Below are 20,171 nucleotides of genomic sequence, written 5' to 3' on the forward strand. Positions count from 1 at the left end.
CATGTGGGTGAGTCTGAAACAAGATGTCGATGGTGCGATGCAAGGCACCGCTCAGGCACCCGGACCTTGCAACGATGCCCCCGCCGTGGCGATGATTTCCTCTGGGGAAGGATGCGCGCGCGCAGTCAACCGCATGCGTGCGAGCAGCGGAAGATGATCGGACGCCAGCCGCGTCAGCGCGCTGCGATGGCCCGCCACCGACACCAGGTGCGCGCGTGGCGAAGTCCAGATCCGGTCCAGCGCGAGGAAGGGCCAGCGCGACGGAAATGTCGAGACATGGGGTGTGCGTTCGAAGTACGCATGCAGCCAGCGCAGCGGGCGCCCCCACAGGAACCACTCGTTCACATCGCCGAGCAGGATGGTGGGCTGCTCGGGCGCCTCCGCCAGCGCGGTGAGCAGCCGGCGCACCTGCCAGCGCCGCTCGCCGGGCATCAGTCCGAGGTGCGTGGCAATCACGCGCAGCGCGAAGGTGTCGTGCTCCACGGCGTTGCATTCGAGCATGGCGTCGATGGCGCCGCGCGGTTCATGCCCCTTCACGCTGAGGTCGATATGGCGAATGCGCAGCGGCCGGTAACGCGTGAGCAGGCCGTTGCCGTAGTCGCCGTCCTCGCGGACCAGCGTGGGGCCGGGAATGGCGTGCAAGCCGCTGTGCGCGGCGAGGAAGCGCAGCATGTCGAAGCCGGTATGGCGCGACTCCACTTCCTGCAGGGCGATCAGGTCCGCGCGCAGTTCCGTCACCACATCCGCGATGCGCTTCGGCACGAAATGCCCATCGGTGCCCACCCCGCCGTGGATGTTGTAGCTGGCCACGGCGATGTCCGCGTGCAGGGACCCGGAGGCGTCCGACGCGGGATTCGATGCGGGAGGCAACGGCGCGTTCATCAGGCCCCCTCGCGCGAAGGCGCGCTGGTGCACGGTGGCGGGTGCCGCGCCGCCGCTGTCGCGGCCGTCGCAGCCGTCGCTGCCGCATGGAGTTCGGCGTTCGCCGCACGCTCCCGGCGCTTGCGCCGCCGGCGCAGCAACACTGCCACGGTGATCGGAATCAGCAGCACCAGCGCCAGCAGGGCGAAGGTGCCCGCGCCGGGGTCTTTCGCCACGGCGGCAATCCGGTCCACCAGCGAGGCCGTGACAACAATGCCCGGCGTCATGCCGATGGCAGTGCCCAGCAGGCAGTCCCGCAGCCGGATGCGCGAGGCGCCCACCACCAGGTTGACCAGCGTGAACGGCGCCACGGGCACAAGCCGCAGCACCACCATCGCCAGCACGCCATGCTGGCGCACCTTCTGGCTCACGCGGTTCAGCCGGCGCCCGCCAAGGCGCCGCACCGCGTGGCGGCCCAGCAGCCGGCCCGCCGTATAGCCGCCGGCCGCGCTCAGCACCGAGCCGCACAACGCCAGCAGCGCGCCGTACCACGGCCCGAACACGACCAGCGTGACCACGATCAACAGCGTCACCGGAAACATCACCAGCCCGCCCGCCACGAAGGCGGCCATCATCGCGCCCGGCGCAAACGGCATGTCGCGCACGCGCTCGATCATCGTCAGCAGGTAGCGGAAATCGGCCCACTCGCGCAGCGGCGTATAGCGCCACGCGAAGGCCATGCCGCCCAGCACGAGTACCAGCAGCACGAACACCGCCACCCGGTTGGCCGCGTGGGGGCGGGCCTCCTGGCTGACGAACTCGGCCATGATCTGCTCGCTGTCGATGGGCTCGATGGGGTCCAGCAGCCGCGCATCGGGCAGCGCGGCATCCACTTCTTCCGGCACGGTCGGCGAGAACCGCTCCAGCGTGCGCCCGTCGCTGCGGTGCAGGGTTTCGATGGCGGCGTGCAGGCCGCCGGCATCCGCCAGCGCGGTGTCGAGTTCCTCCGGCGTGACGGCGAGGTGCTCGCTCAGCAGCCGCCCGCGCAGGGCCCGGATGCCGGCGGCGATCTTTGGATGGCCGTTGGCCTCCACCACGAGGTTGCATTCGGTATCGAGCCCGAACGAGCGATTGCTGAGATTGGCCGACCCGATGGTCAGCAATTGGTCGTCTACCACCATGACCTTGCTGTGGACGTTGACGCAGGCGTCGCCAAGGTCCGGCACATGCGGGCAGTACAGGTGGAACCGTGCGTGCTGGTCGGCGCCGCGCAGCCGCCGGCAGAGCCGCGCGCGCAGCACCCCCATGCTCGCTTCTTCCAGCCAGCCGCTCTCGGTGCGCCGCGAGACCAGCGCAATCTCCGGCCCCTCGGGCTCGCGCAGGCGCTTGGTGAACGCGTCGGCGATCAGGCCGGAGCTGAAATACTGGTTCTCAAGGTAGATGCCCTCGCGCGCCGCGCCGATGGCATCCAGATACAACTCGCGGATCTCGGACACGCCGGGATCGTCCTCGCACGCCGGCGCGGTCCGGCTGATGCCGACGTCCACATTGGTGAGGTCAGGCTCGACGCTCTCCGGCCACGCATCCCCCAGCGGCTGGTCCGGCACGCGCGGCTGGCGGCCCGTGGCGCGCAGCCAGCGCGCCGCCGCGAGGTCGCCCAGCGCGGTGGCGGCGTCGCCATCGACCACGCACTGCACGTCATGGAAGGGCGGATAGGGCTTGCCATCCAGATCCACGCGGCGCGGGTCGTCGGCCAGATGATGATGGGTGTCCCAACGCCGGATGGTCAGGTCCAGGCCGCCCACAAAGGCCACCTGATGATCGACCACCACGACCTTCTGATGATGCGAGGCCCCGGGCGGATGGTTGCCATCGAGCCGGAAAGACAGCCGCCGATGGGTCTGCCAGTGCATCTTGGCGTCGGGCAGCCACTCGCGCTCCAGCGCGAACACCATCGCGAAATCCCAACTTAGCACGTAGATCCGCAGCCCACGCCGGCGTTTGCACAGCGTGTTCAGGAACTCGCGCAGCGTGGGCGGCAGGCCATCGGGCGGGTCATCGCCGCCCGGATTCATCACCATCCGGCTGTCGATGTCCCAGCCGAGGATGAACACGCTGTGCGTGGCCTTGGCCAGCGCCTCACGGAGTGCGGAGAAATACGCATCGGCGTCGACCAGCATCGAAAACCGCTGGCACGGCTCCACCCGCCAGCAGTTGTGGCCGGGACGCAGGAGCGGGGAATTGGGAAGGGCGTCGGACATTACCCCGCCACAGGCGCAAGTTTTGTACCGGATGGGGATCTGGGGCTGAGGCTAGGGTCTGGCGATAGCGGAGCACCGCCGCCGGTGTGCGCTTTACTCGGCTTTGTAATTTTGACAATCGACGGAGAGGGATGGCGAGCGCGTCAGCCGCGCCGCGCCGCCTCACGCCAAGCCCCCGGCGGCAGGCCGAAGCGGCGGGCGAACGCGCGGGTAAAAGTCGTCTGGTCGGGATAGCCGACGCCGAAGGCGATGTCGGTCAGCGGCATCGTGCCGGCCATCAGCCATTGCACGGCCTGATCGAGGCGCAGGCGGGTCTGGTAGCCGTGCGGCGTGTCGCCGAAGGCTTCGCAGAAGAGGGTATGGAAGTGGCGGGCGCCCCAGCCGAAGCGGCTGGCGAGTTCGTCGGCGCGGGGTGGTTCGGCGAGGCTGGCGCGCAGGCAGGCGTCGATCGCCATGACCGGGAAGCGGGCGGCGTCGTGCCGGGTGAGGTCCTGCCCGAGCGAGGTGGCCAGATTGCCGGCGAGGATGGCCGCGCGCTGCCAGTCGTGCTGCGGCGGGGCGCCGGGGTGGGTTTTCGGGATGGTGACGAGCGTGCGCACTTGCGCGGCGAGCGGGCCCTCCAGCGCGAAGGTGCGCGGGCGGGCCATCAGCCGGGCCGGCAGGGCCACGGAACTGGCCGGGAAGTCGGCCACAAGCTGCAGGTTCTCGGTCAGGCCCACGCAGACATGGTGTTCGCCACCGGGCACGACCAGGCCGTGTTCGGCATCCACACGATAGGCGTGACCGTCGATTTCCAGTTCGATGGCGCCGTCCACGCCGAACAGCAACTGGTGGTAGTCGTGCGCATGGCCGAGCGGCTGCGGCTGGAATCGCCGCGGCTCGACCAGCGGGGCGGCGTGGTCAGCGCGCTTCGGCACGTTGCGTCCGTCCCTGGGTCTGGCACAGCCACACGCCGGCGCCGGCCACGGCCATGCCGAGCCACTGGAGCGGCACCAGATGGTCGCCAAACAGCAGCGCGGCCTGCACGGCGGCCAGCGGCGGGGCGAGGAACATCAGCGCGGCGGCGTTGGCGGCGCGCCCGCGGCGCACCAGCCCCAGCAGCAGCCACGTACCGAGCCCCGACAGCACCAGCGCGGCATAGGCCAGCGAGGCCCACAGCGTGAGGCCCGGCTCCCAGTGCAGCGCGCCCGGGCCGCCGTTGACCGTGACCAGCGCGCCGGCCACCAACATCGCGCCGGCATTCTGCCAGGCCGAGCTGGCGCGAATGTCGGCCTTGGCGATGGAGGTCTTCTGCAAGAGCGTACCCATGGTGATGGAAACAATGGCCAGCAGGCCGATCAGCACGATCCACGGCGACACCGCGTGCGGCGCGCCGGCCCGCATCGCCGGCAGGACGACCAGCCCCACGCCGGCCGCGCCGAGCGCGAGCCCGCGCCAGGTGCGCATCGAAGGTAGCTCTTTTAATAGTGGGATGGCAAGCAGCGCGGTCAGCAGCGGCTGCAGGGCGCCGAGCAGCGCCATCACGGACGGCGACAGCCCGTGCGCCACGGCGCCGTAGCCGGCACACAGGTAGATGCCCTGCATCAGCGCGCCAGCCAGCAGATGGCGGGGCACCTCGCGCGCCGCCGGCCACGCCGCCCCGGCCAGCACCGCCGCCAGCGTGAACATCAGCCCGGCCAGCGCAAAGCGGGCGAGCAGGAACAGGCTGGTGTCGGCCACGGGCACGACCGCCTTGCCGACGATAAAGCCGGTGGACCAGATCAGGACGAAGGCCAGGCCAGGCAGCCAGGCGGGCAGGGGGCGCGACATGGAAGCGGTACTCGATCAGATTCCGGGCGGCCGGTCAGTGGCCGCATTGGGGGAGATTGTCCGGCAGGGTAGCGGGGCGGGAGGGGGCTGTCTTGGCGATTCCTGCAATCGATCTTCAGACAAATCCGATGGACCTCATGGACAATATGCGCCTTGTCCACGTCTTCCGGCCCCGATCGGGCCGCGTTCCCGCCATGCCAACGACCGCGCCGCATCACCGCCTGATCCAGGATCTCGGCCTCGTGCCCCATCCGGAGGGGGGATTCTACCGGGAGACCTACCGCGACGCCGCGCGGGTCCGCCGGGCCGACGGCGTGGAGCGCGCCGCCTCCACGGCCATCTATTACCTGCTGTGCGATGACGCGTATTCGGCGTGGCACCGCATCTGCGCGGACGAAGGCTGGCATTTCTACGCCGGCGGGCCGCTCGACGTGCATGTGATCGATGCCGCAGGCCGGTTGCACACCCACCACCTCGGCAACCCGCTGCACGACGCGGGCACCGCGTTCCAGGCGGTGGTGCCGGCCGGCTGCTGGTTCGCGGCGGAGCGGGTGGCGGGTTACGCCGGCGGCTATTCGCTGGTGGGCTGCACGGTGGCGCCCGGGTTCGAGTTCAGCGAGTTCGAACTGGCCGACGCCGCCGCGCTGGCCGTCGCCCATCCGCATCACGCCGAGGTGATCGCCCGGCTGGCGCCCCGGCTCCCGCAGGGCTGACCGGCCGCGCTCCCTACGTTCGCCGGCAAGTTTTACGCGTAGCGGGCGGGCCTGGCCGCTGCCGCACGCCGATTTGGCGGCGTCGGGCGGCCGGGAACGGCTTTTGCAGAACCGGTCCACGGACCCGTTTTCGCAATGTCCGCATCCCCACCCCGCAAAAACCCCACAGAACGAGGAGTCATCATGGATAAGTCCAAGATCCCGGTCGGCCAGCGTCCGGCCCTGAGCCTGTTGCTGGACGACCATCGCGCCGTCAAGAAGCTGTTCAAGCAGTTCGAGGAAGCCAAACAGGACAGCGCCAAGCAGTCGATTGCGGCGGAAACCTGCCACGCGCTGAGCATCCACGCCCAGATCGAGGAGGAGATCTTCTATCCCGCCCTGCGCGGCGTTTCGGACAAGATCGACGACATGCTGGACGAAGCCAAGGTCGAGCACATGGTGGCCAAGCAGTTGATCGCGAAGATCGAATCGGGCGATAAGGCCATGCTCGACGCCAACTACAAGGTGTTGACCGAGTACGTCGGGCACCACGTGGAGGAAGAGGAAAGCGAGCTGTTCAAGGCGGTGATCCAGGCCAAGGTCGACCTCAAGGCGGTGGCGGCGCAGCTTGAGGAGCGCAAGCACGAACTGGAAGGCGTGACGGCCTGATCGTTGGCGCGGACGAAAAAAGGCCCATCCGAGGCGGATGGGCCTTTCTTTATCGCTGCGATGCGTGGCGTTTAGATCGCTTTATCGCCCTTAACCTTGATTGGCGAGCAGATCGGCCAGTTCATCGGCGTGTTCTTCCTCGACGGCCAGGATCTCTTCCATCATGCGGCGCGTGGTCGGATCCTTGTCGCCCAGGTACTGGACGATCTCGCGATAGCTGTCGATCGCAATCCGCTCGGCCACGAGGTTCTCGCGGATCATGCTGGCGAGGTCGTCGCCCTCGGAGTACTCCGAATGGCTGCGCGTCAGCAGGCCGTCCGGCGACAGGTTGGGTTCGCCGCCCAGTTGGACGATGCGCTCGGAAATCTGGTCCGCGTGGCCTTGCTCCTCGTTGGAATGCTGGAGGAATTCGTCGGCAACGCTCTTCGAGTTCGGGCCCTTGGCCATGAAATAGTGGCGGCGATAGCGCAGCACGCAGACGATTTCCGTGGCGAGTGCGGTATTGAGCAACTCGATCACGGTGTTGCGGTCGCCGTCGTAGCCCTCGGTGACGGCGCCGTCTTCGATCTTCTTGCGGGCACGTTCGCGGAGAGTCTTGATGTCGGTGAGGAAGGGTTGGGATTGCATTGTGATGGACTCCTTTGCCAACCGTGAGCGGGGACTTGTGTGGGCACTTTATGTGGGGATTTGGTGCGTATCTATCTTAGAGTTCCGCGCACGCCGCGCGGCGTCAGCCCGTGCCCCATTCTGCTATCGGGTTCGGTCCTACAACCCGCTCGCCGGGGCTAGGCCGGCAGCAGCCGCGCGCGCAGGAAATCCACAAAAGCAGTGACTTTGGGCGATGCCACGCGGCGGCGCGGGAACACCGCGTGGATGTCCTGCGCCGGCCCGGTCCACGCCGGCAGCACGCGGCGCAGCCGGCGCGCGGTCACGTCCGGGGCGAGGCTGCGGTCCATCGCCAGCGAGAGTCCTTCGCCGGCACACAGCGCGTCGTGCAGCAGCGCGGGGTCGCTCGCCACGATCACCGGATCGATCGGAAAATCCCGCGCACGGCCGGCGGCCTGCCGCAGGGGCCACGCATAGCCGCGCTCGCGCCGCGCCTGATGAAGCGCCAGCGTGGCGTGGTCGAGCAGGGCGGCGGGATGGTCTGGCACACCGTGCCGCTTCAGGTAGGCGGGGCTGGCATAGACGCCGGTCGGGAAACTGCCGAGCCGGCGTGCGATGAGGTCGGAATCGGGCAGCACGCCGAGGCGCAGCGCCACGTCGATCTCTTCGGCAACGAGGTCGAGCGGCACGTGCGAGGCAAGGATCTCCAGGCGCACTTCGGGATAGGCCGCACGGAAGGCGGCCAGCAGGGGGGCGATCCACGTCGTGCCGAACGAGTACGGCAGCGTCACACGGAGCCAGCCGCGCGGGCCGTGCTGCAACTGCTCGACGGCGGCCTGGGCGTCGTCGAGGTGGCGGGCCAGGAGCTGGCTGTGCTCGAAGTAGGCCGCGCCGGCGTCCGTCAACGCCAACCGGCGTGTGGTGCGGAGGAGCAGTTGCGTGCCGAGCTGGGCCTCCAGCGCCATCACGCGCCGGCTGACCGTGGTCTTGGGCATCTGCAACGCGCGCGCCGCCGCCGTGAAACTGCCCGATTGCACCACGCGCACGAAGATCAGCGTGTCGTTAAGGTCTGCCGCCATCGTTCTGGTCCCTGCTAAGGCCCGCTTTTAGGAGAAATGCGATTGTCCCATCAATGGGCCAATGCTGCCCGGATCCGGGGACTAATCACGACGCCACTCGCTCCGTAAGATCGCCCCATCGAATCCAACAAGGCAGGAAGGCGATCATGAAATTGAGCGAGTACGTGACCTATGACGCGGTCGGGCTGGGCCAACTGGTGGCGCGCGGTGAGGTGAGTGCGGGGGAACTGGCGGAAGTGGCCCGCCGTGCGATTGCCGCCGTGAATCCGAGGATTGGCGCGGTGGTGGAGGACTGGCCGGCCGATGCAGCCGGGTCTTCGGCGGCACCCGGCAGTGGGCCGCTGGCCGGCGTGCCGTTCCTCGTCAAAGATCTCGCGCTGTCGATGGCGGGCAAGCGGCTGGAGCTGGGCTCGCGGCTGGCGGCGGGCCTCGTGGCGCCATCGGACTCGTTCCTGATGCAGCGGCTGCGCGCCGCCGGGCTGGTAACAATTGGCCGAACGGCTACGCCGGAGATGGCGTTCAGCACCGCGACCGAGTCCCTTCAGCAGGGCGCCACGCGCAACCCCTGGCAGCCGGCGTTGAGCGCGGGCGGTTCCAGCGGCGGGGCCGGTGCCGCCGTGGCGGCCGGGATAGTGCCGCTGGCGCATGCGACTGATGCCGCTGGGTCGATCCGCGTGCCGGCGGCGTTCAACGGCCTGTTCGGGCTCAAATCCACGCGTGGCCGGGTCTCGAACGGTCCCGGTCTGGACGAAGTCTTCGCCGGGCTCGGCGTGCAGGGCGGGCTGAGCCGCACGGTGCGCGACAGCGCCGCGCTGCTCGACGCCATGCACGGCACCGCCGCCGGCGAGCCGTATCACACGCCCGCGCCGTCCCGACCCTTTCTCGACGAAGTGGGGCGGGAACCGGGCCGGCTGCGCATCGGCGTGATGGTGCCGCCGTTCAGCGGGGCTGGCGTGGCCCCGGTCATGGCGCAGGCGGTGGCGGGCGTGGCCGCGCAGTTGGCAGGGCTGGGCCACCATGTCGATGACGTCACGCTGCCGCTGGGCGCATCGTGGGAGGCGGTCGTCCTGGCGAATGCGCGCATCTGGTGTGCCACGCTGGTCGGCTGGATCGATGGCGTGGCAGCGGCCACCGGGCGCCCCATCGACGCCACCACGCTGGAGCCGCAAACACTGGCGGCGTACCGCTACGGCCGGCGCGTCACCGGCCCCGCCTTCGCGGCAGCGCTCGACGTGCGCAACGCGGTGACGCGGGCCACGGCGACCTGGTTCGATGACATCGACGTCCTGCTGACGCCAACGATGCCGGCCCTGCCTGAGCCGGTGGGCACCTATGCCGCCGGCGCGGAAACCATGGATGGACTGGACTGGACCGACCGCGTGTTCCGGCACTCGCCCTACACGCCGGCGTTCAACGTGGCGGGGCTGCCGGCGATGTCCGTGCCGCTATGCGTGGACGCGGCGAGCGGGCTGCCGATCGGCATGCAGTTCGGGGCGGGGTTCGCGGAGGATGGGATGCTGTTCCGGCTGGCGGGGCAACTGGAACGGGAGATGGGCTGGGCGGGGCGCCGGCCAGCCGTCTGGGCTGGCGCGGCGCAGGCTTGATGGGCGATCAATACCCGTAACGGTTGTAACCGGGGTTGTAACCTTGGTTGTAGCCCTGGTCATAGCCCTGCTGGTACTCGACCTGCCCGTAACCCGCCGGTGCGGCCGGCGCGCACGGCACGTAGGCGCGCTGGTAGTTGCTGTAGCAGTAGCCCGGTGGCACCTGCGGGGCGGCGTAGGCAACCGGCTGCGGCGGCGCGTAGACCGGCGCCGGTGCAGCCACCACGGGCTGGCTGAAGACCGCCGCGCCGATGGCCAGCGCCGCGATGGCGCCCACCGCCAGCGCAGCCGCGGCGCCGTCCGACCCGCCGCCACCGTGATGGCGGCCGCGGGCCGACGCCGGCCCGGCGGCCAGCATGGCGGCGCAGAGAACGGCAATACCGGTGTAACGAATCGATTGACGCATGTCGGGCTCCTTGTCGGCCGATGATCGGCCTTGCTCGATGGAAGCCATCATGCCCTGCGACGCATTACAGTGGGTTACGCGATGGTGAGCAGATGTTACGGCTGCAACATATGGCGCCGTGCCCGGAAGCGACCCCGCTTACTCGCTGGCTTCGGCCAGGAACCAGGCGCGGCGCTGGGCCTCGTCGATCCAGTTCTCGAGCAGGCTCGCCGTGGCCACGTCGCCGTGGTCGTCGCAGACGGCGTGGGCGTCGAGCATGATCGCGGCCAGTTGCAGATTGTCGGCGCGCAGTTCCGCCAGCATGTCGCGCGGGGCCACGCGGTCGGCATCGTTGTCACGCAGGCGCTGCTGGCGGGTGACATCGCCGATGGAGCGCAGCGTGGTGGCGCCGAGCTTGCGCACCCGCTCGGCAATGTCGTCGGTGATGGCGAAGATCTGCGCCGACTGCTCGTCGAGCATCAGGTGATAGTCGCGGAAGTGCGGGCCGGACATGTGCCAGTGAAAGTTCTTGGTCTTCAGGTAGAGCGCGAAGACATCGGCAAGCAGCGGGTTGAGGTGCGCCGCGATGGCGGCGACGCCCTTGGCGTCCGGGACGGACGTGGCGACGGTGGTGGCGGTGACGAGGGAGGGTGCGGGCATGGTGGCTCCTGGTTGTCAGGGGGTTCGGCCCGCCATGATCGGGCCACGCCCCGCGCCGGCGTTGCCGCCGGCCCCCGGAATTGTCGATAACGCACGTTGGCGCGCCGGGCCGGGGGCGGCCGGGCAGGCTGCCCGCCGAGCCGGACCAGACTATACATACATATAGTTCCGCCGCAGGGACGGGCCTCGTATCATGCCAGCACGCATCCCGGCAAGTCGGTCCGGGCCCGCTGCGTGTTTCAGTCCGGTCGAGGTAGTCGCTTTGCACAACAAACAATTATTGGCCATCGTTGACGACGACGACTCCGTGCGAGTCGCCACGTCGCGCCTGGTTCGCTCCCTGGGCTGGGAAGTCATCCTTTTCGACACCGCCACGGCGTTCCTGAACTCCGGCTGTGCCGCCGAGGTGGATTGCGTGATCTCCGATGTCCAGATGCCCGGCATCACTGGCATCGAGATGCATCGCCGGCTGACAGAAGCCGGCGTGCACGTGCCCGTGATCTTCATTACCGCGTTTTCCGTGGAAGCCACGCGCAGGCAGGCGATGAAGAACGGTGCACTTTCCTTCCTCAATAAGCCGGTGGACGGCGCCGCACTGCAGGCGTGCCTGGATCGGATCGGCAAGGCGGCGCCGAGCGCATAAGTGCCGTGCCCTGCGGTGCGTCACTTTTGCCACCCGCTATGTATAATTCCTGCGCACACATCCCGCGGGATCGATGGCACGTCCGTGCCCGATCGCACCACGACTGTGCAAGCGACCGCCCCGCAAGACTGCCGACGGCCAGCGGTAGTTGAAACCGCCGAAGTCCCCCCCGAGGAGCCACCCCGAGCATGTCCGAGCCAACCGCCGTGCACAGGCCGAAATCCGAGAATCCGCGCGCGCTGCTGACCCTGGCGGCCCTGCTGACGCTGGGGATTTTCCTGATCGATGTCCTGACGCCGCTGACGATTGCCGTCGCCGTGCTCTACGTGGTGGTCGTGCTGCTGGTGGCTGCCACCGGCTCGCAGCAGGCCACGCTGTATTCGGCCATCGGCTGCGCCGCGCTCACCATCTTCGCCTTCCTGTTCCAGCGCACGGTCACCGAGGACGCCGGCCCGCTGGCGCGCTGCGTGTTCAGCCTGCTGGCGCTGGCCAGCACCTCGCTGCTGGCCATGCGCAACCTCGCCAAGACCGCCCAGCTCCACGAGGAAATGCAGATCCGCGCCACGGCCGAGGCTGCGCTCGCACGCAGTGAAGCCTTCCTGGCCGAAGCGCAGCAACTGAGCCAGACCGGCAGCATCGCCATGCGCGTGCCCGGCGACACGATGACGTGGTCCGACGAGGCCTACCGGATCCTGGGCTACGACCGCACGGTGACGCCGGGTCCGGACCTGGTCCTGGCGCGCGCCTATCCCGAAGACCTGCCGCTGGTGATATCCGTGCGCGACCAGATGCGGCAGGGCGTGCACCTGATCGACGTGCGGCATCGGCTGCGCATGCCGGATGGCACGGTCAAGCACGTGCACCTGGTGTCGCGCCTGCGCGAGTCGGCGTCGGACTATACCGAGTACGTAGGCGCGCTGATGGACATCACCGCCGCCGTCCAGACTCAGCAGGCCTTGCAGCGCACCTCCACCGAACTCGCGCACGTGATGCGCATGACCACGCTGGGCGAGCTGGCGGCGTCCATCGCCCATGAGGTGACGCAGCCGATCGCGGCCATCGTCACCTGTGGGGACTCCGCGCTACGCTGGCTGAACCGGGCGCAGCCGGACGTCGCCGAGGCCACCCAGTCCATCGACCAGATGATCCGCGACGCGCGGCGCTCCAGCGACATCATCCGGCAGATCCGCTCGATGGCGCAGAAGCGCGATCCGGTCTACGCCGAGACCGCGCTGGACAGCCTGGTGCGCGAGTCGATCGAACTGATGCGCCGGGAGCTGCAGGACCACCATGTGGAGTCGGCGATCGACCTGGCGCTGCCGGACGCGATGATCTGCGGCGACCGCGTGCAGCTTCAGCAGGTGCTGATCAATTTGCTCCTGAACGCCGTGCAGGCGATGGAGGGCACCGGCCGCCCCCGCAAGCTTTGGGTCAACACCGCGCTGGCCGAGTCGCGCCAGGCGCAAATCACCGTGCGGGACGCCGGCAAGGGCATCGCACCGGAAGAGGCCGGGCGGCTGTTCAGCGCGTTCTTCACCACCAAGGCCGAGGGGATGGGCATGGGCCTGTCGATCTGCCGCTCCATCGTCGAGGCGCACGGCGGCCGCATCTGGGCCGACTCGCCACCCGAGGGCGGCGCGGCCTTCCACATCATGCTGCCGCTGCATCTCGCCGATGCACCGGACGGCGAATGCGCGGCCCTACGGCAGACCGCGGAAGCAGGGAGCGAACATGGGCAATGAGTCGGGCGCGGTCAACGAGGCGGCGAGTGGCGTGGTCTATGTGGTCGATGACGATGAGTCGATGCGGATTGCCGTGGCGATGCTGCTGCGCTCCGTCGGCCATCAGGTGCAGACGTTCGCCTCCGCGCAGGAATTCCTGGCGTGCGAGCGGACCGACGCGCCGAGCTGCCTGATCCTCGATGTCCGGCTCAAGGGCCAGAGCGGCCTCGCCGTGCAGGAGCAGATCGGCGCGGACCAGGTCAGCATTCCCATTGTCTTCATGACCGCCCATGGCGACATTGCCATGTCGGTCAAGGCGATGAAGGCGGGTGCGACGGACTTCCTCGCCAAGCCGTTCCGGGACCAGGACATGCTGGACGCCGTGAACAGCGCCCTGGCGCGCGACGCCCAGCGGCGCGTGGCCGATCAGTCGAGCGCGGACTTGCGCCAGCGCTTTGCCACGCTGACCCAGCGTGAGCGGGAAGTGATGGCACAGGTGGTGCGCGGGCTGATGAACAAGCAGATCGCGTCGAACCTGGGCCTGAGCGAGATCACGGTAAAGATCCACCGTGGCCAGGCCATGAAGAAGATGGGCTCGCGTTCGCTGGCCGACTTCGTGCTGAAGGCCGAAGCGCTCGGCATGACGCCGGCGGCTTCGCAGTAAGCCATCAGCGATCGCGTCAGACCGGCGCCCACGTCGAGATCAGGGCCGCCATGCCGCAGCAGGCGGTGCAGACACCAAGCCAGTAGCAGATCATCTTGCGTTCGCGTCGCGTGACGGCGACGGGGTAAGACACGTGCTGGGCGGACATGGTCGGGGTGTGGATGTGCATGATGGGCTCCGGGGGGCAGGCCGGAGCATCGGCGTGCCGGATGCCTGTCGCGATGGCCCGCTGTCGGGGCATCGCAAGAGGCGGTCGCTGGGTGCGTGGGCGTGGACTCAGGCGTCCGACTTCTCGGGCGATGCCGAGACGCCGGTCAGGTCGCGCCCGGCCAGTTGCAGCGTGGCGGAGGCATTCGCGGGCTGGTCGAAGCGTGCGCCCTGGGTGTACGGGTCGCGCGGAGAATCGACACGGGCACCATCGGTGTAGGGGTCGCGCGGCGAGTCGACGCGGGCACCGTCGGTGTACGGGTCACGCGGCGAGCTGACGCTGGCGTGGGCCACGGAGGCGAGGCCGCCGAGGCTGCCCAGCACGAGCAGGGCGGTTGCGGAAACGATGCGTTGGGTGCGTGTGGTCATGGGAATCTCTCCATCAGTGAGGGTGCAGCTTTGGGTTTCCTGGCGGCTGCCGCGCATTGCTGGCTGCCTGGAATCAAGCTTAGAGACTCACGCCCCGAAAATCATTTGTACATCCGTCGCCGCCGATAGCGCATTCGTTGCGGGACCTCATCCTTAGGTTTAACTCGCCGCAACCCCGGCCACGACGGCCTGCGTGAGCAGGACGTCGGCGAGGATCATCGCGTCGGCATTGCGCGCACGCGGACGCTGCGGGCGGGGCTTGTAGATGGCATCGCCGGGCTCGATCTGGCGTCCGCTCATCGCGCAGAAGCCCGCCACGCGCGCGAAGGCCGTGCCCCATTGCTGCTCGCCGTAGCGGCAGTGGGTGGCATCGTTCCACGACAGCACAGCGGTGTGCGAATCGGGCATGTCGATGATGCGGATCAGCACGCCGGCCAGATCCTGGCGACCGCAGCGCTGGTAGGACACGGGGCTGCCGGCCGGTTGGTCGGACTGCGCAAACAGCAGCCCGAGTGCCTGCTGCCAGGGGTCGGGGCGGTTGCGCGTGGGCGCAACCTGGTCTGTCACGAGGTTGTCTGCAAGCATGATGGGGCTCCGGGTTGAGGGCGACGGCTGCTCAGGCAGCCTTGCGCTCCAGGCTGCGTTTTACGCGCCAGTTGTAGGGGGTCTCGCCCACAAAGCGCTTGAACACGGTGGTGAAGTGAGATTGCGAGCGGAAGCCGCAATGCATGGCGACGTCGAGAATCGACTGGCCGCTGGCGCTCAGCAGCGACTGCGCATGTTCCACGCGCCGCCGCAGCAGGTATTCGTGCGGCCGCAGGCCGGTGGCGCGGCGGAACTGCGCCGCGAAGTGCATGCGGGTAAGACCGGTGCTCTGCGCGATATCGGCCAGACCAATCGCTTCGGACAAATGCGCGTCGATGTAGTCCGTGGCACGGCGCAGGCGCCACGGCGGCAGCGGCGCCAGGCTGCCGCCCGGGGCCTCCGTCGCACCGGCCTGGAAATGCCGCGCCACGAGGCGCGAGACGATGGCCAGGCTCACGCTCTCGACGAAGATGCGGCTCGCGCCGGCGTCTTGCACCTGGGTCATCGCCAGGGCCTGGCCGAGCCGTTCGAGCGCCGGATCCTGCAGCAGCTTGGGCGAGTCGAGCACGATGTCGCCGGCATGGGGGCGATCGAACAGGTCGGCGTGGCATTCGGCCAGCACCGCCTGCGTGGCGTAGAGGTGGAGCACGTCGGCGGGCGCCTGGAAGGTGGCGCGCACCGGTACGCCCGGCGCGGTCACCTGCACGGCCCCGGCGGTGACCCGTCCATCCACCAGCGGCCGGCCCGCATGCACGAACGCCAGCGTGGTGCAGCGCAGGTTCATGGCGATGCAGTGGTGGGCGTCGGCGCCGGGATGGGAAACCTGGAACGGTTCGCTGGGCTCGAGCGTCCAGCGCGAGACCGGGATCTGGGCGCCCGTGTCGTGGGAAGGTGCGCGCCACTGCTGCTCGGCGCCGATGAGTCCTGGTGGCGCGGGTAGGCGGGCGGTACTGACCGGGAAGAGCGAAGCGTGATGCATGACGGCCCCTTTGAACTGAACGTTGAAGCGGTTCTGGGCCGCTAGACCCAGCATGGCTTCAAGGTATATCAGGCAAAGAAGGCCGAATAGCCCTACAAACGGTTGCGCACGGTGTCAAATGGTTTGCGCAACTCATACCTTGGTTTAGTCGGCGGGGGGCCGGCCACCAAGGGAAATGGGCTTCCGAAGAAGCAAAACGGGCTTCCGAGGAAGCCCGTCGCCCGCTAGATATTACGCGGTCTCATAAGGATATGCGTTCAGGCGCTGACGGGCGCGCCGCCCGCCGCCGATTCCTTGGCGAACAGGCTCTTGGACGTCGCCACATGACCGGCCAGCACCGGCCGCAGCACCACGATGGCCAGGAAGGCCGCCGTCAGGTCCATGCCGGCCACGGTGTAGAGCACCGTGGACCACGTGCCGGTGGCCTCCATCATCAGGTTGCCGATCGGCACGAACAGCGCGCCAATCCCCTTCGCCGTGTAGAGCACGCCGTAGATCTTGCCGATGTGCTTGGTGCCGAAGGCGTCGCCGGCCAGTGCCGAGAACAGCGAGTAGACCTCGCCCCAGGCCAGGAACACCACGGCGGACAGGATCAGGAACGCGTACGGGTTGCTGCCGAAGTACCCCAGCGCGATGATCCCGATGCCCTCCAGCGTGAAGGCGATCACCATCGTCTTCTCCCGGCCGATATGGTCCGAGATCCACCCGAACATCGGCCGCGAGATGCCGTTCATGATGCGGTCCAGCATCAGCGCCAGCGGCAGGGCCGCCATCACGAAGAAGTGGAGATCGACCTTGAAGTCCTTGACGCCGAGGTCCTTGGCGATGACGCCAAGCTGGGCCACGGCCATCATGCCCCCCGTCACGACCAGGATGAACATGATGAACATCAGCCAGAACAGCCTGGTGCTCATGGCCTCCTTGAGCGTGTAGTCACGCGTGGCCTGGGCCAGTTTGTTCGACGCCCGGGTTTCCTGGCTACGCGGCGAACGCAGGAACCACGCGGCAACAAACGCGATGGAGCCTTGCAGCACGCCGAAGAAGAAGAACGTGTCCTGGAAGCCGGACGTCTCGATCATCGCCGCGATCGGCAGGATCGTGGCCGCCGAGCCCGCGCCGTAGCCGCCGGCGGTCAGGCCAACCGCCAGGCCGCGCCGGTCCGGGAACCATTTCAGGGCATTGTTGATACAGGTGGCATAGATCGACCCGACGCCAATCCCGCCCACCGCCGCGCCGAAGTAGAAGCCCGCCAGCGTGGTGGCCTGCGAGTTGATGATCCAGGCCGCGCCGATGAACAGTGCACCGAACGCCACCATCAGGCGCGGGCCGAACTTGTCGATGAAGTAGCCCTCGATCGGCGCGAGCCAGGTCTGGACCAGCACGAACAACGTGAACGCCACCTGGATCTGCGCGCGCGGCCAGCCGTAGGTCTGCTGGATTTCCGGCACGAACAGCGTCCAGGCGTACTGGATGTTGGCCGTGGCGACCATACAGACGACGCCGAAGGCCAGCTGGATCCAGCGGGTCCGTTCCGATGCCTGCTGGTTCGGGGTGAGTGCGGCGGAGGATGGACTAGTCATGGCGCGCTCCCTGGGTGGTTTGTTGTGGCATGTTTTGTCTCCTGTTTCCTGGATGCGATGTGCGCTCGCGAAAAGGAATAAATCGTATGCCGGCCCATTTATCGATTGGGCGGTCAAATACAAAGTATGTGATATACCAGCGCAGCGCAAGATAAAGACGCAGCAGGGTTTTCACCAAATACAGTGATTATCGGAATCAATGCGGCTGGCTCAGATGAGGGACGAATCAATAATGGCAAAAAAAAATGCCCGCAGGCGTCCCGGCGGGCGGAGGCACGTTGCGTGACACCAGTCCGCAGCATGTAGTCGCAGTTATACGCACAAAATAAAGGGTGCGTACGTGGTTTTCCGCCAAATGACAAAAATGTAATGGAGATAATCCAGGCAGGGCGATGGATTAAATCGCAAATTGACGCGATGCGGAAAAATGAAAATACGTGGGAATAAGCGACGGGACGTCGCGCGGGAATAAATGCGGCCAGTCCGATTGATGGATTATCAGCGGGGATGAATCAGATTAACTCATGAATCCGCGCGGCAACGCGCGGCGGGGGCGAGGGAAACCTCAACCCCAGTGCCGCACCCGCCCGGTATCCACGTGCACGAAGTTGTCGCGCGTGTAGAGGCCCACGCCGCCGCCGCCCAGGGACACCGCCGCGTCGCGCAGGTCCGCCAGCGGCACGCCGGGCAGGCGGATGTCGATGGCCATGCCATCCATGTGCAGGCTGCGCCGGGCCACGCCACCGCCCCGGGTCTTGCGCAGGCGCTCATTGGTGACCGGGCTGCGGTAGCCGGAAATCACCTCGTACGCCTGCTCGGCGCCCAGCACGCCGCGCAGGTCGGAGAGCAGCCCGAACAGCTTCGGGTCGATGTTGCCCACGTCGCCCGAGTAGTGGTCGCGCAGGAAGCGGTTCAGCGCCTGCTGGGCGTCCGGCAGCACCTGATCACCCATCGCGTAGACCAGCGAGATCTGCTCGCCGGTATGCGTATGCGAGAACGACAGCGCCCGCGCGCCCGGCACGCTGGCCAGCGCCAGACGCGGTACCGACAGCGCTGACAGACCCGCAGCTAAGGCCACACCGCCGGATTGGCGGAGGAAACGGCGACGGGCTGGCGTGTTGTGGGAATACGTCATGGCGATGGCGGCGAAGGGGGCGATGCGCGAAATCGGCGGTTAGGAAGGACGCGCCGGACTGGCGGCAGCATCGGTCGTGGGGCTTTGCCGCCGCACGGCACGCTGCTGTAGCGCCTGATCGAGCACTTTGTCCTGCCCGTAAATGTCAGCGAGGAAGTATACCCGGCCATCGGCCCGCGCAATCGCCGTGCCGTAGGCCAGCACCACAGGCAACGGCGCCTGCAGTGACACCGTGTTCGAGCTGCCCTTGGTCATGGCCTGACGGATGCGCGCCTCGGTCCAGTCCGGCTTGTCCTGCAGGACGAACTTGGCGAGTTCGACCGGCGCCTCCACCCGGATGCAGCCATGGCTGAAGTCGCGCCGGTCGCGCTGGAACAGCTGCGGCGAGGGCGTGTGATGGAGGTAGATGTTCTGGTTGTTCGGAAACACGAACTTGATGTCGCCCAGCGCGTTCAGCGGCCCAGGCCGTTGGCGGATGCGCATCTTGCCGGCCAGCACCGCGCTCAGGTTGGCCTCGTTCAGCGTCGGCACGGCCGTCGTGCCGGACACGAACTCGAAGCCCTGCCGCGTGAAATAGCCCGGATCGCGCCGGAAGTGCGGCACCAGTTCGGCCCGCGCGATGGAGGGCGGCACGTTCCAGTAGGGGCTGAACTCGATGTAGCGCATGTCCTCCTCGAACAGCGGCGTGCGCGTGTCCAGCGCCTTGCCGACGATGACCTTCATCTCCAGCCGGATGTCGAGCTTGCCGTCGCGATAGTCGTAGGCGCGCAGCACGAATTCCGGCACGTTGACCACGATCATGCGCGGGCTGTCGGCCAGCGGGGTCCAGCGCAGCCGCTCCATGGTCAGCGCGATCTGCCTGACGCGTGCCGACGGGGGCGTATTCAGCTGGGCCAGCGTGCCCTTGCCGATCACCCCATCGGCGGTCATCCCATGACGAGACTGGAAGGTCTTCACGGCCTCCACCAGCGCGCCCTTGTAGCCGTCCGTCGCAGGCGTGGCCGCTGGCAGGTCGCCCAGCGCCGCCAGCCGTTGGGCCAGTTGGGGCAGGGCGCTGTAGGGCTGCCCCGGCGTAAGCTTGCCGCCGGGCGGCGCGGGCAGCGGTGCATTCCACAGCGGCTCGGCGGCCAGCGCGCGATAGCGGGCCAGCGCCGTGCGCAGCGTGCCATAGAGCGGGAACGCCGGCGGCGCTTCGCGAATCGCATCGGGCAGCCGGTTGGCGGCCAAGGCGGCGCGCAGGGTGGCGTCCGGGTCGAACGGCTTTTCCTTCGAGACATCGAAGCCCGCATGCACCTTGCGCGGATCGACGCGCCCCCGGTGCAGATCGGACAGATAGTGTTGCATCGACTGGGTCAACGCCCCGTCGATACGCTCCACGGCTTCCGGCGCCAGCGCGGGTCCGGCAGCGGCCTGCGTGACCATGCGGCCCAGCGACTCGGCATCGTAGTCCTGGGCCTCGAGCCCATCGGCGCCCGCATCGCTCAGTGCCGTCACGGCCTGCCGCGCGGCCTGCGTTGGCTTGCCATCGACAAACCAGAGCGGCTCCGCCCACGCACTGGCCGCGCCGCAGAGCAGCCACGCCACGCAGGTCGCGGCAAGGCGGTAGCGGGCACGGGAGGGGGAAGGGGCGGGCGGGATCGGCGGCGTTACGGCAAATGTCAT

General features: G+C 68.0%; 21 protein-coding genes. 6 read left to right on the plus strand and 15 right to left on the minus strand.

The genetic code is table 11. The features are described from left to right. Positions 1-51 precede the first annotated feature (51 nt). The 4 genes from AC1DEL_RS21490 to AC1DEL_RS21505 all read right to left on the minus strand — a co-directional run bounded on the left by AC1DEL_RS21490 (position 52) and on the right by AC1DEL_RS21505 (position 4,931). Complete coding sequence (locus tag AC1DEL_RS21490) at positions 52-882, minus strand: endonuclease/exonuclease/phosphatase family protein (protein WP_092296855.1); 831 nt, start codon at positions 880-882, stop codon at positions 52-54. After that, positions 882-3,122, minus strand: coding sequence for a VTT domain-containing protein (locus AC1DEL_RS21495; protein ID WP_477126198.1), 2,241 nt, complete (start codon positions 3,120-3,122; stop codon positions 882-884). The genes AC1DEL_RS21490 and AC1DEL_RS21495 overlap by 1 nt, the downstream gene beginning before the upstream one ends. 143 nt (positions 3,123-3,265) lie before the next feature. After that, positions 3,266-4,039, minus strand: coding sequence for a helix-turn-helix transcriptional regulator (locus AC1DEL_RS21500; RefSeq protein WP_477113490.1), 774 nt, complete (start codon positions 4,037-4,039; stop codon positions 3,266-3,268). Next, on the minus strand, positions 4,023-4,931 hold the full coding sequence (locus AC1DEL_RS21505; protein WP_441593222.1) for a DMT family transporter: 909 nt from the start codon (positions 4,929-4,931) through the stop codon (positions 4,023-4,025). Before AC1DEL_RS21505 ends, AC1DEL_RS21500 begins: the two co-directional genes overlap by 17 nt. A gap of 194 nt (positions 4,932-5,125) precedes the next feature. Between AC1DEL_RS21505 and AC1DEL_RS21510 the strand changes: the two genes are divergently transcribed. Both AC1DEL_RS21510 and AC1DEL_RS21515 read left to right on the plus strand, forming a co-directional pair. After that, on the plus strand, positions 5,126-5,644 hold the full coding sequence (locus tag AC1DEL_RS21510; protein ID WP_477126199.1) for a cupin domain-containing protein: 519 nt from the start codon (positions 5,126-5,128) through the stop codon (positions 5,642-5,644). A gap of 183 nt (positions 5,645-5,827) precedes the next feature. Then, positions 5,828-6,292, plus strand: a complete 465-nt coding sequence (locus AC1DEL_RS21515; RefSeq protein ID WP_092296557.1) for a hemerythrin domain-containing protein — start codon at positions 5,828-5,830, stop codon at positions 6,290-6,292. Between the two features lie 90 nt (positions 6,293-6,382). Here the strand turns inward: AC1DEL_RS21515 and AC1DEL_RS21520 are convergent, their stop codons facing one another. Continuing rightward, the gene (locus AC1DEL_RS21520; RefSeq protein WP_441593218.1) at positions 6,383-6,919 is read right to left on the minus strand and encodes a ferritin-like domain-containing protein; all 537 of its coding nucleotides are present in this window, start codon (positions 6,917-6,919) and stop codon (positions 6,383-6,385) included. Positions 6,920-7,077: 158 nt separating this feature from the next. Then, on the minus strand, positions 7,078-7,977 hold the full coding sequence (locus tag AC1DEL_RS21525) for a LysR family transcriptional regulator (protein WP_477126200.1): 900 nt from the start codon (positions 7,975-7,977) through the stop codon (positions 7,078-7,080). Between the two features lie 146 nt (positions 7,978-8,123). Between AC1DEL_RS21525 and AC1DEL_RS21530 the strand changes: the two genes are divergently transcribed. After that, on the plus strand, positions 8,124-9,581 hold the full coding sequence (locus AC1DEL_RS21530; protein WP_477126201.1) for an amidase: 1,458 nt from the start codon (positions 8,124-8,126) through the stop codon (positions 9,579-9,581). 7 nt (positions 9,582-9,588) lie between these two features. Here the strand turns inward: AC1DEL_RS21530 and AC1DEL_RS21535 are convergent, their stop codons facing one another. Continuing rightward, positions 9,589-9,987, minus strand: a complete 399-nt coding sequence (locus AC1DEL_RS21535; protein ID WP_092296849.1) for a mechanosensitive ion channel protein MscS — start codon at positions 9,985-9,987, stop codon at positions 9,589-9,591. 138 nt (positions 9,988-10,125) lie between these two features. Continuing rightward, complete coding sequence (locus AC1DEL_RS21540) at positions 10,126-10,626, minus strand: Dps family protein (RefSeq protein WP_092296546.1); 501 nt, start codon at positions 10,624-10,626, stop codon at positions 10,126-10,128. A gap of 193 nt (positions 10,627-10,819) precedes the next feature. Between AC1DEL_RS21540 and AC1DEL_RS21545 the strand changes: the two genes are divergently transcribed. From AC1DEL_RS21545 to AC1DEL_RS21555, 3 genes are all read left to right on the plus strand, one after another. Continuing rightward, positions 10,820-11,269: a response regulator transcription factor gene (locus AC1DEL_RS21545; RefSeq protein WP_369823483.1), complete on the plus strand. Its 450-nt coding sequence runs from the start codon at positions 10,820-10,822 to the stop codon at positions 11,267-11,269. A 188-nt stretch (positions 11,270-11,457) separates the two neighbouring features. Continuing rightward, the gene (locus AC1DEL_RS21550) at positions 11,458-13,011 is read left to right on the plus strand and encodes a sensor histidine kinase (protein ID WP_477126202.1); all 1,554 of its coding nucleotides are present in this window, start codon (positions 11,458-11,460) and stop codon (positions 13,009-13,011) included. Continuing rightward, entirely contained in the window at positions 13,001-13,654 is a 654-nt protein-coding gene (locus AC1DEL_RS21555) for a response regulator transcription factor (RefSeq protein WP_092296537.1), read from the plus strand. Before AC1DEL_RS21550 ends, AC1DEL_RS21555 begins: the two co-directional genes overlap by 11 nt. Before the next feature lie 16 nt (positions 13,655-13,670). On the opposite strand, the gene AC1DEL_RS21560 is transcribed toward AC1DEL_RS21555, so the two are convergent. The 7 genes from AC1DEL_RS21560 to AC1DEL_RS21590 all read right to left on the minus strand — a co-directional run bounded on the left by AC1DEL_RS21560 (position 13,671) and on the right by AC1DEL_RS21590 (position 20,171). Next, positions 13,671-13,823, minus strand: coding sequence for a hypothetical protein (locus AC1DEL_RS21560; RefSeq protein ID WP_177219953.1), 153 nt, complete (start codon positions 13,821-13,823; stop codon positions 13,671-13,673). 107 nt (positions 13,824-13,930) lie between these two features. After that, positions 13,931-14,230 carry a hypothetical protein gene (locus tag AC1DEL_RS21565; protein ID WP_441593209.1) on the minus strand — a complete coding sequence of 100 codons (300 nt, stop codon included), beginning with the start codon at positions 14,228-14,230 and terminating at the stop codon, positions 13,931-13,933. 159 nt (positions 14,231-14,389) lie between these two features. Beyond that, on the minus strand, positions 14,390-14,815 hold the full coding sequence (locus tag AC1DEL_RS21570; RefSeq protein ID WP_092296528.1) for a DUF3331 domain-containing protein: 426 nt from the start codon (positions 14,813-14,815) through the stop codon (positions 14,390-14,392). A 31-nt stretch (positions 14,816-14,846) separates the two neighbouring features. Then, complete coding sequence (locus AC1DEL_RS21575) at positions 14,847-15,794, minus strand: helix-turn-helix transcriptional regulator (RefSeq protein ID WP_092296846.1); 948 nt, start codon at positions 15,792-15,794, stop codon at positions 14,847-14,849. 257 nt (positions 15,795-16,051) lie between these two features. Continuing rightward, entirely contained in the window at positions 16,052-17,374 is a 1,323-nt protein-coding gene (gene oxlT / locus AC1DEL_RS21580; RefSeq protein ID WP_441593207.1) for an oxalate/formate MFS antiporter, read from the minus strand. Between the two features lie 565 nt (positions 17,375-17,939). Beyond that, positions 17,940-18,509, minus strand: a complete 570-nt coding sequence (locus AC1DEL_RS21585; RefSeq protein ID WP_441593205.1) for a YcbK family protein — start codon at positions 18,507-18,509, stop codon at positions 17,940-17,942. A 39-nt stretch (positions 18,510-18,548) separates the two neighbouring features. Then, positions 18,549-20,171, minus strand: coding sequence for a L,D-transpeptidase family protein (locus tag AC1DEL_RS21590; RefSeq protein ID WP_477126203.1), 1,623 nt, complete (start codon positions 20,169-20,171; stop codon positions 18,549-18,551).

It is taken from the genome of Cupriavidus sp. 10L43_2 (assembly GCF_056395265.1).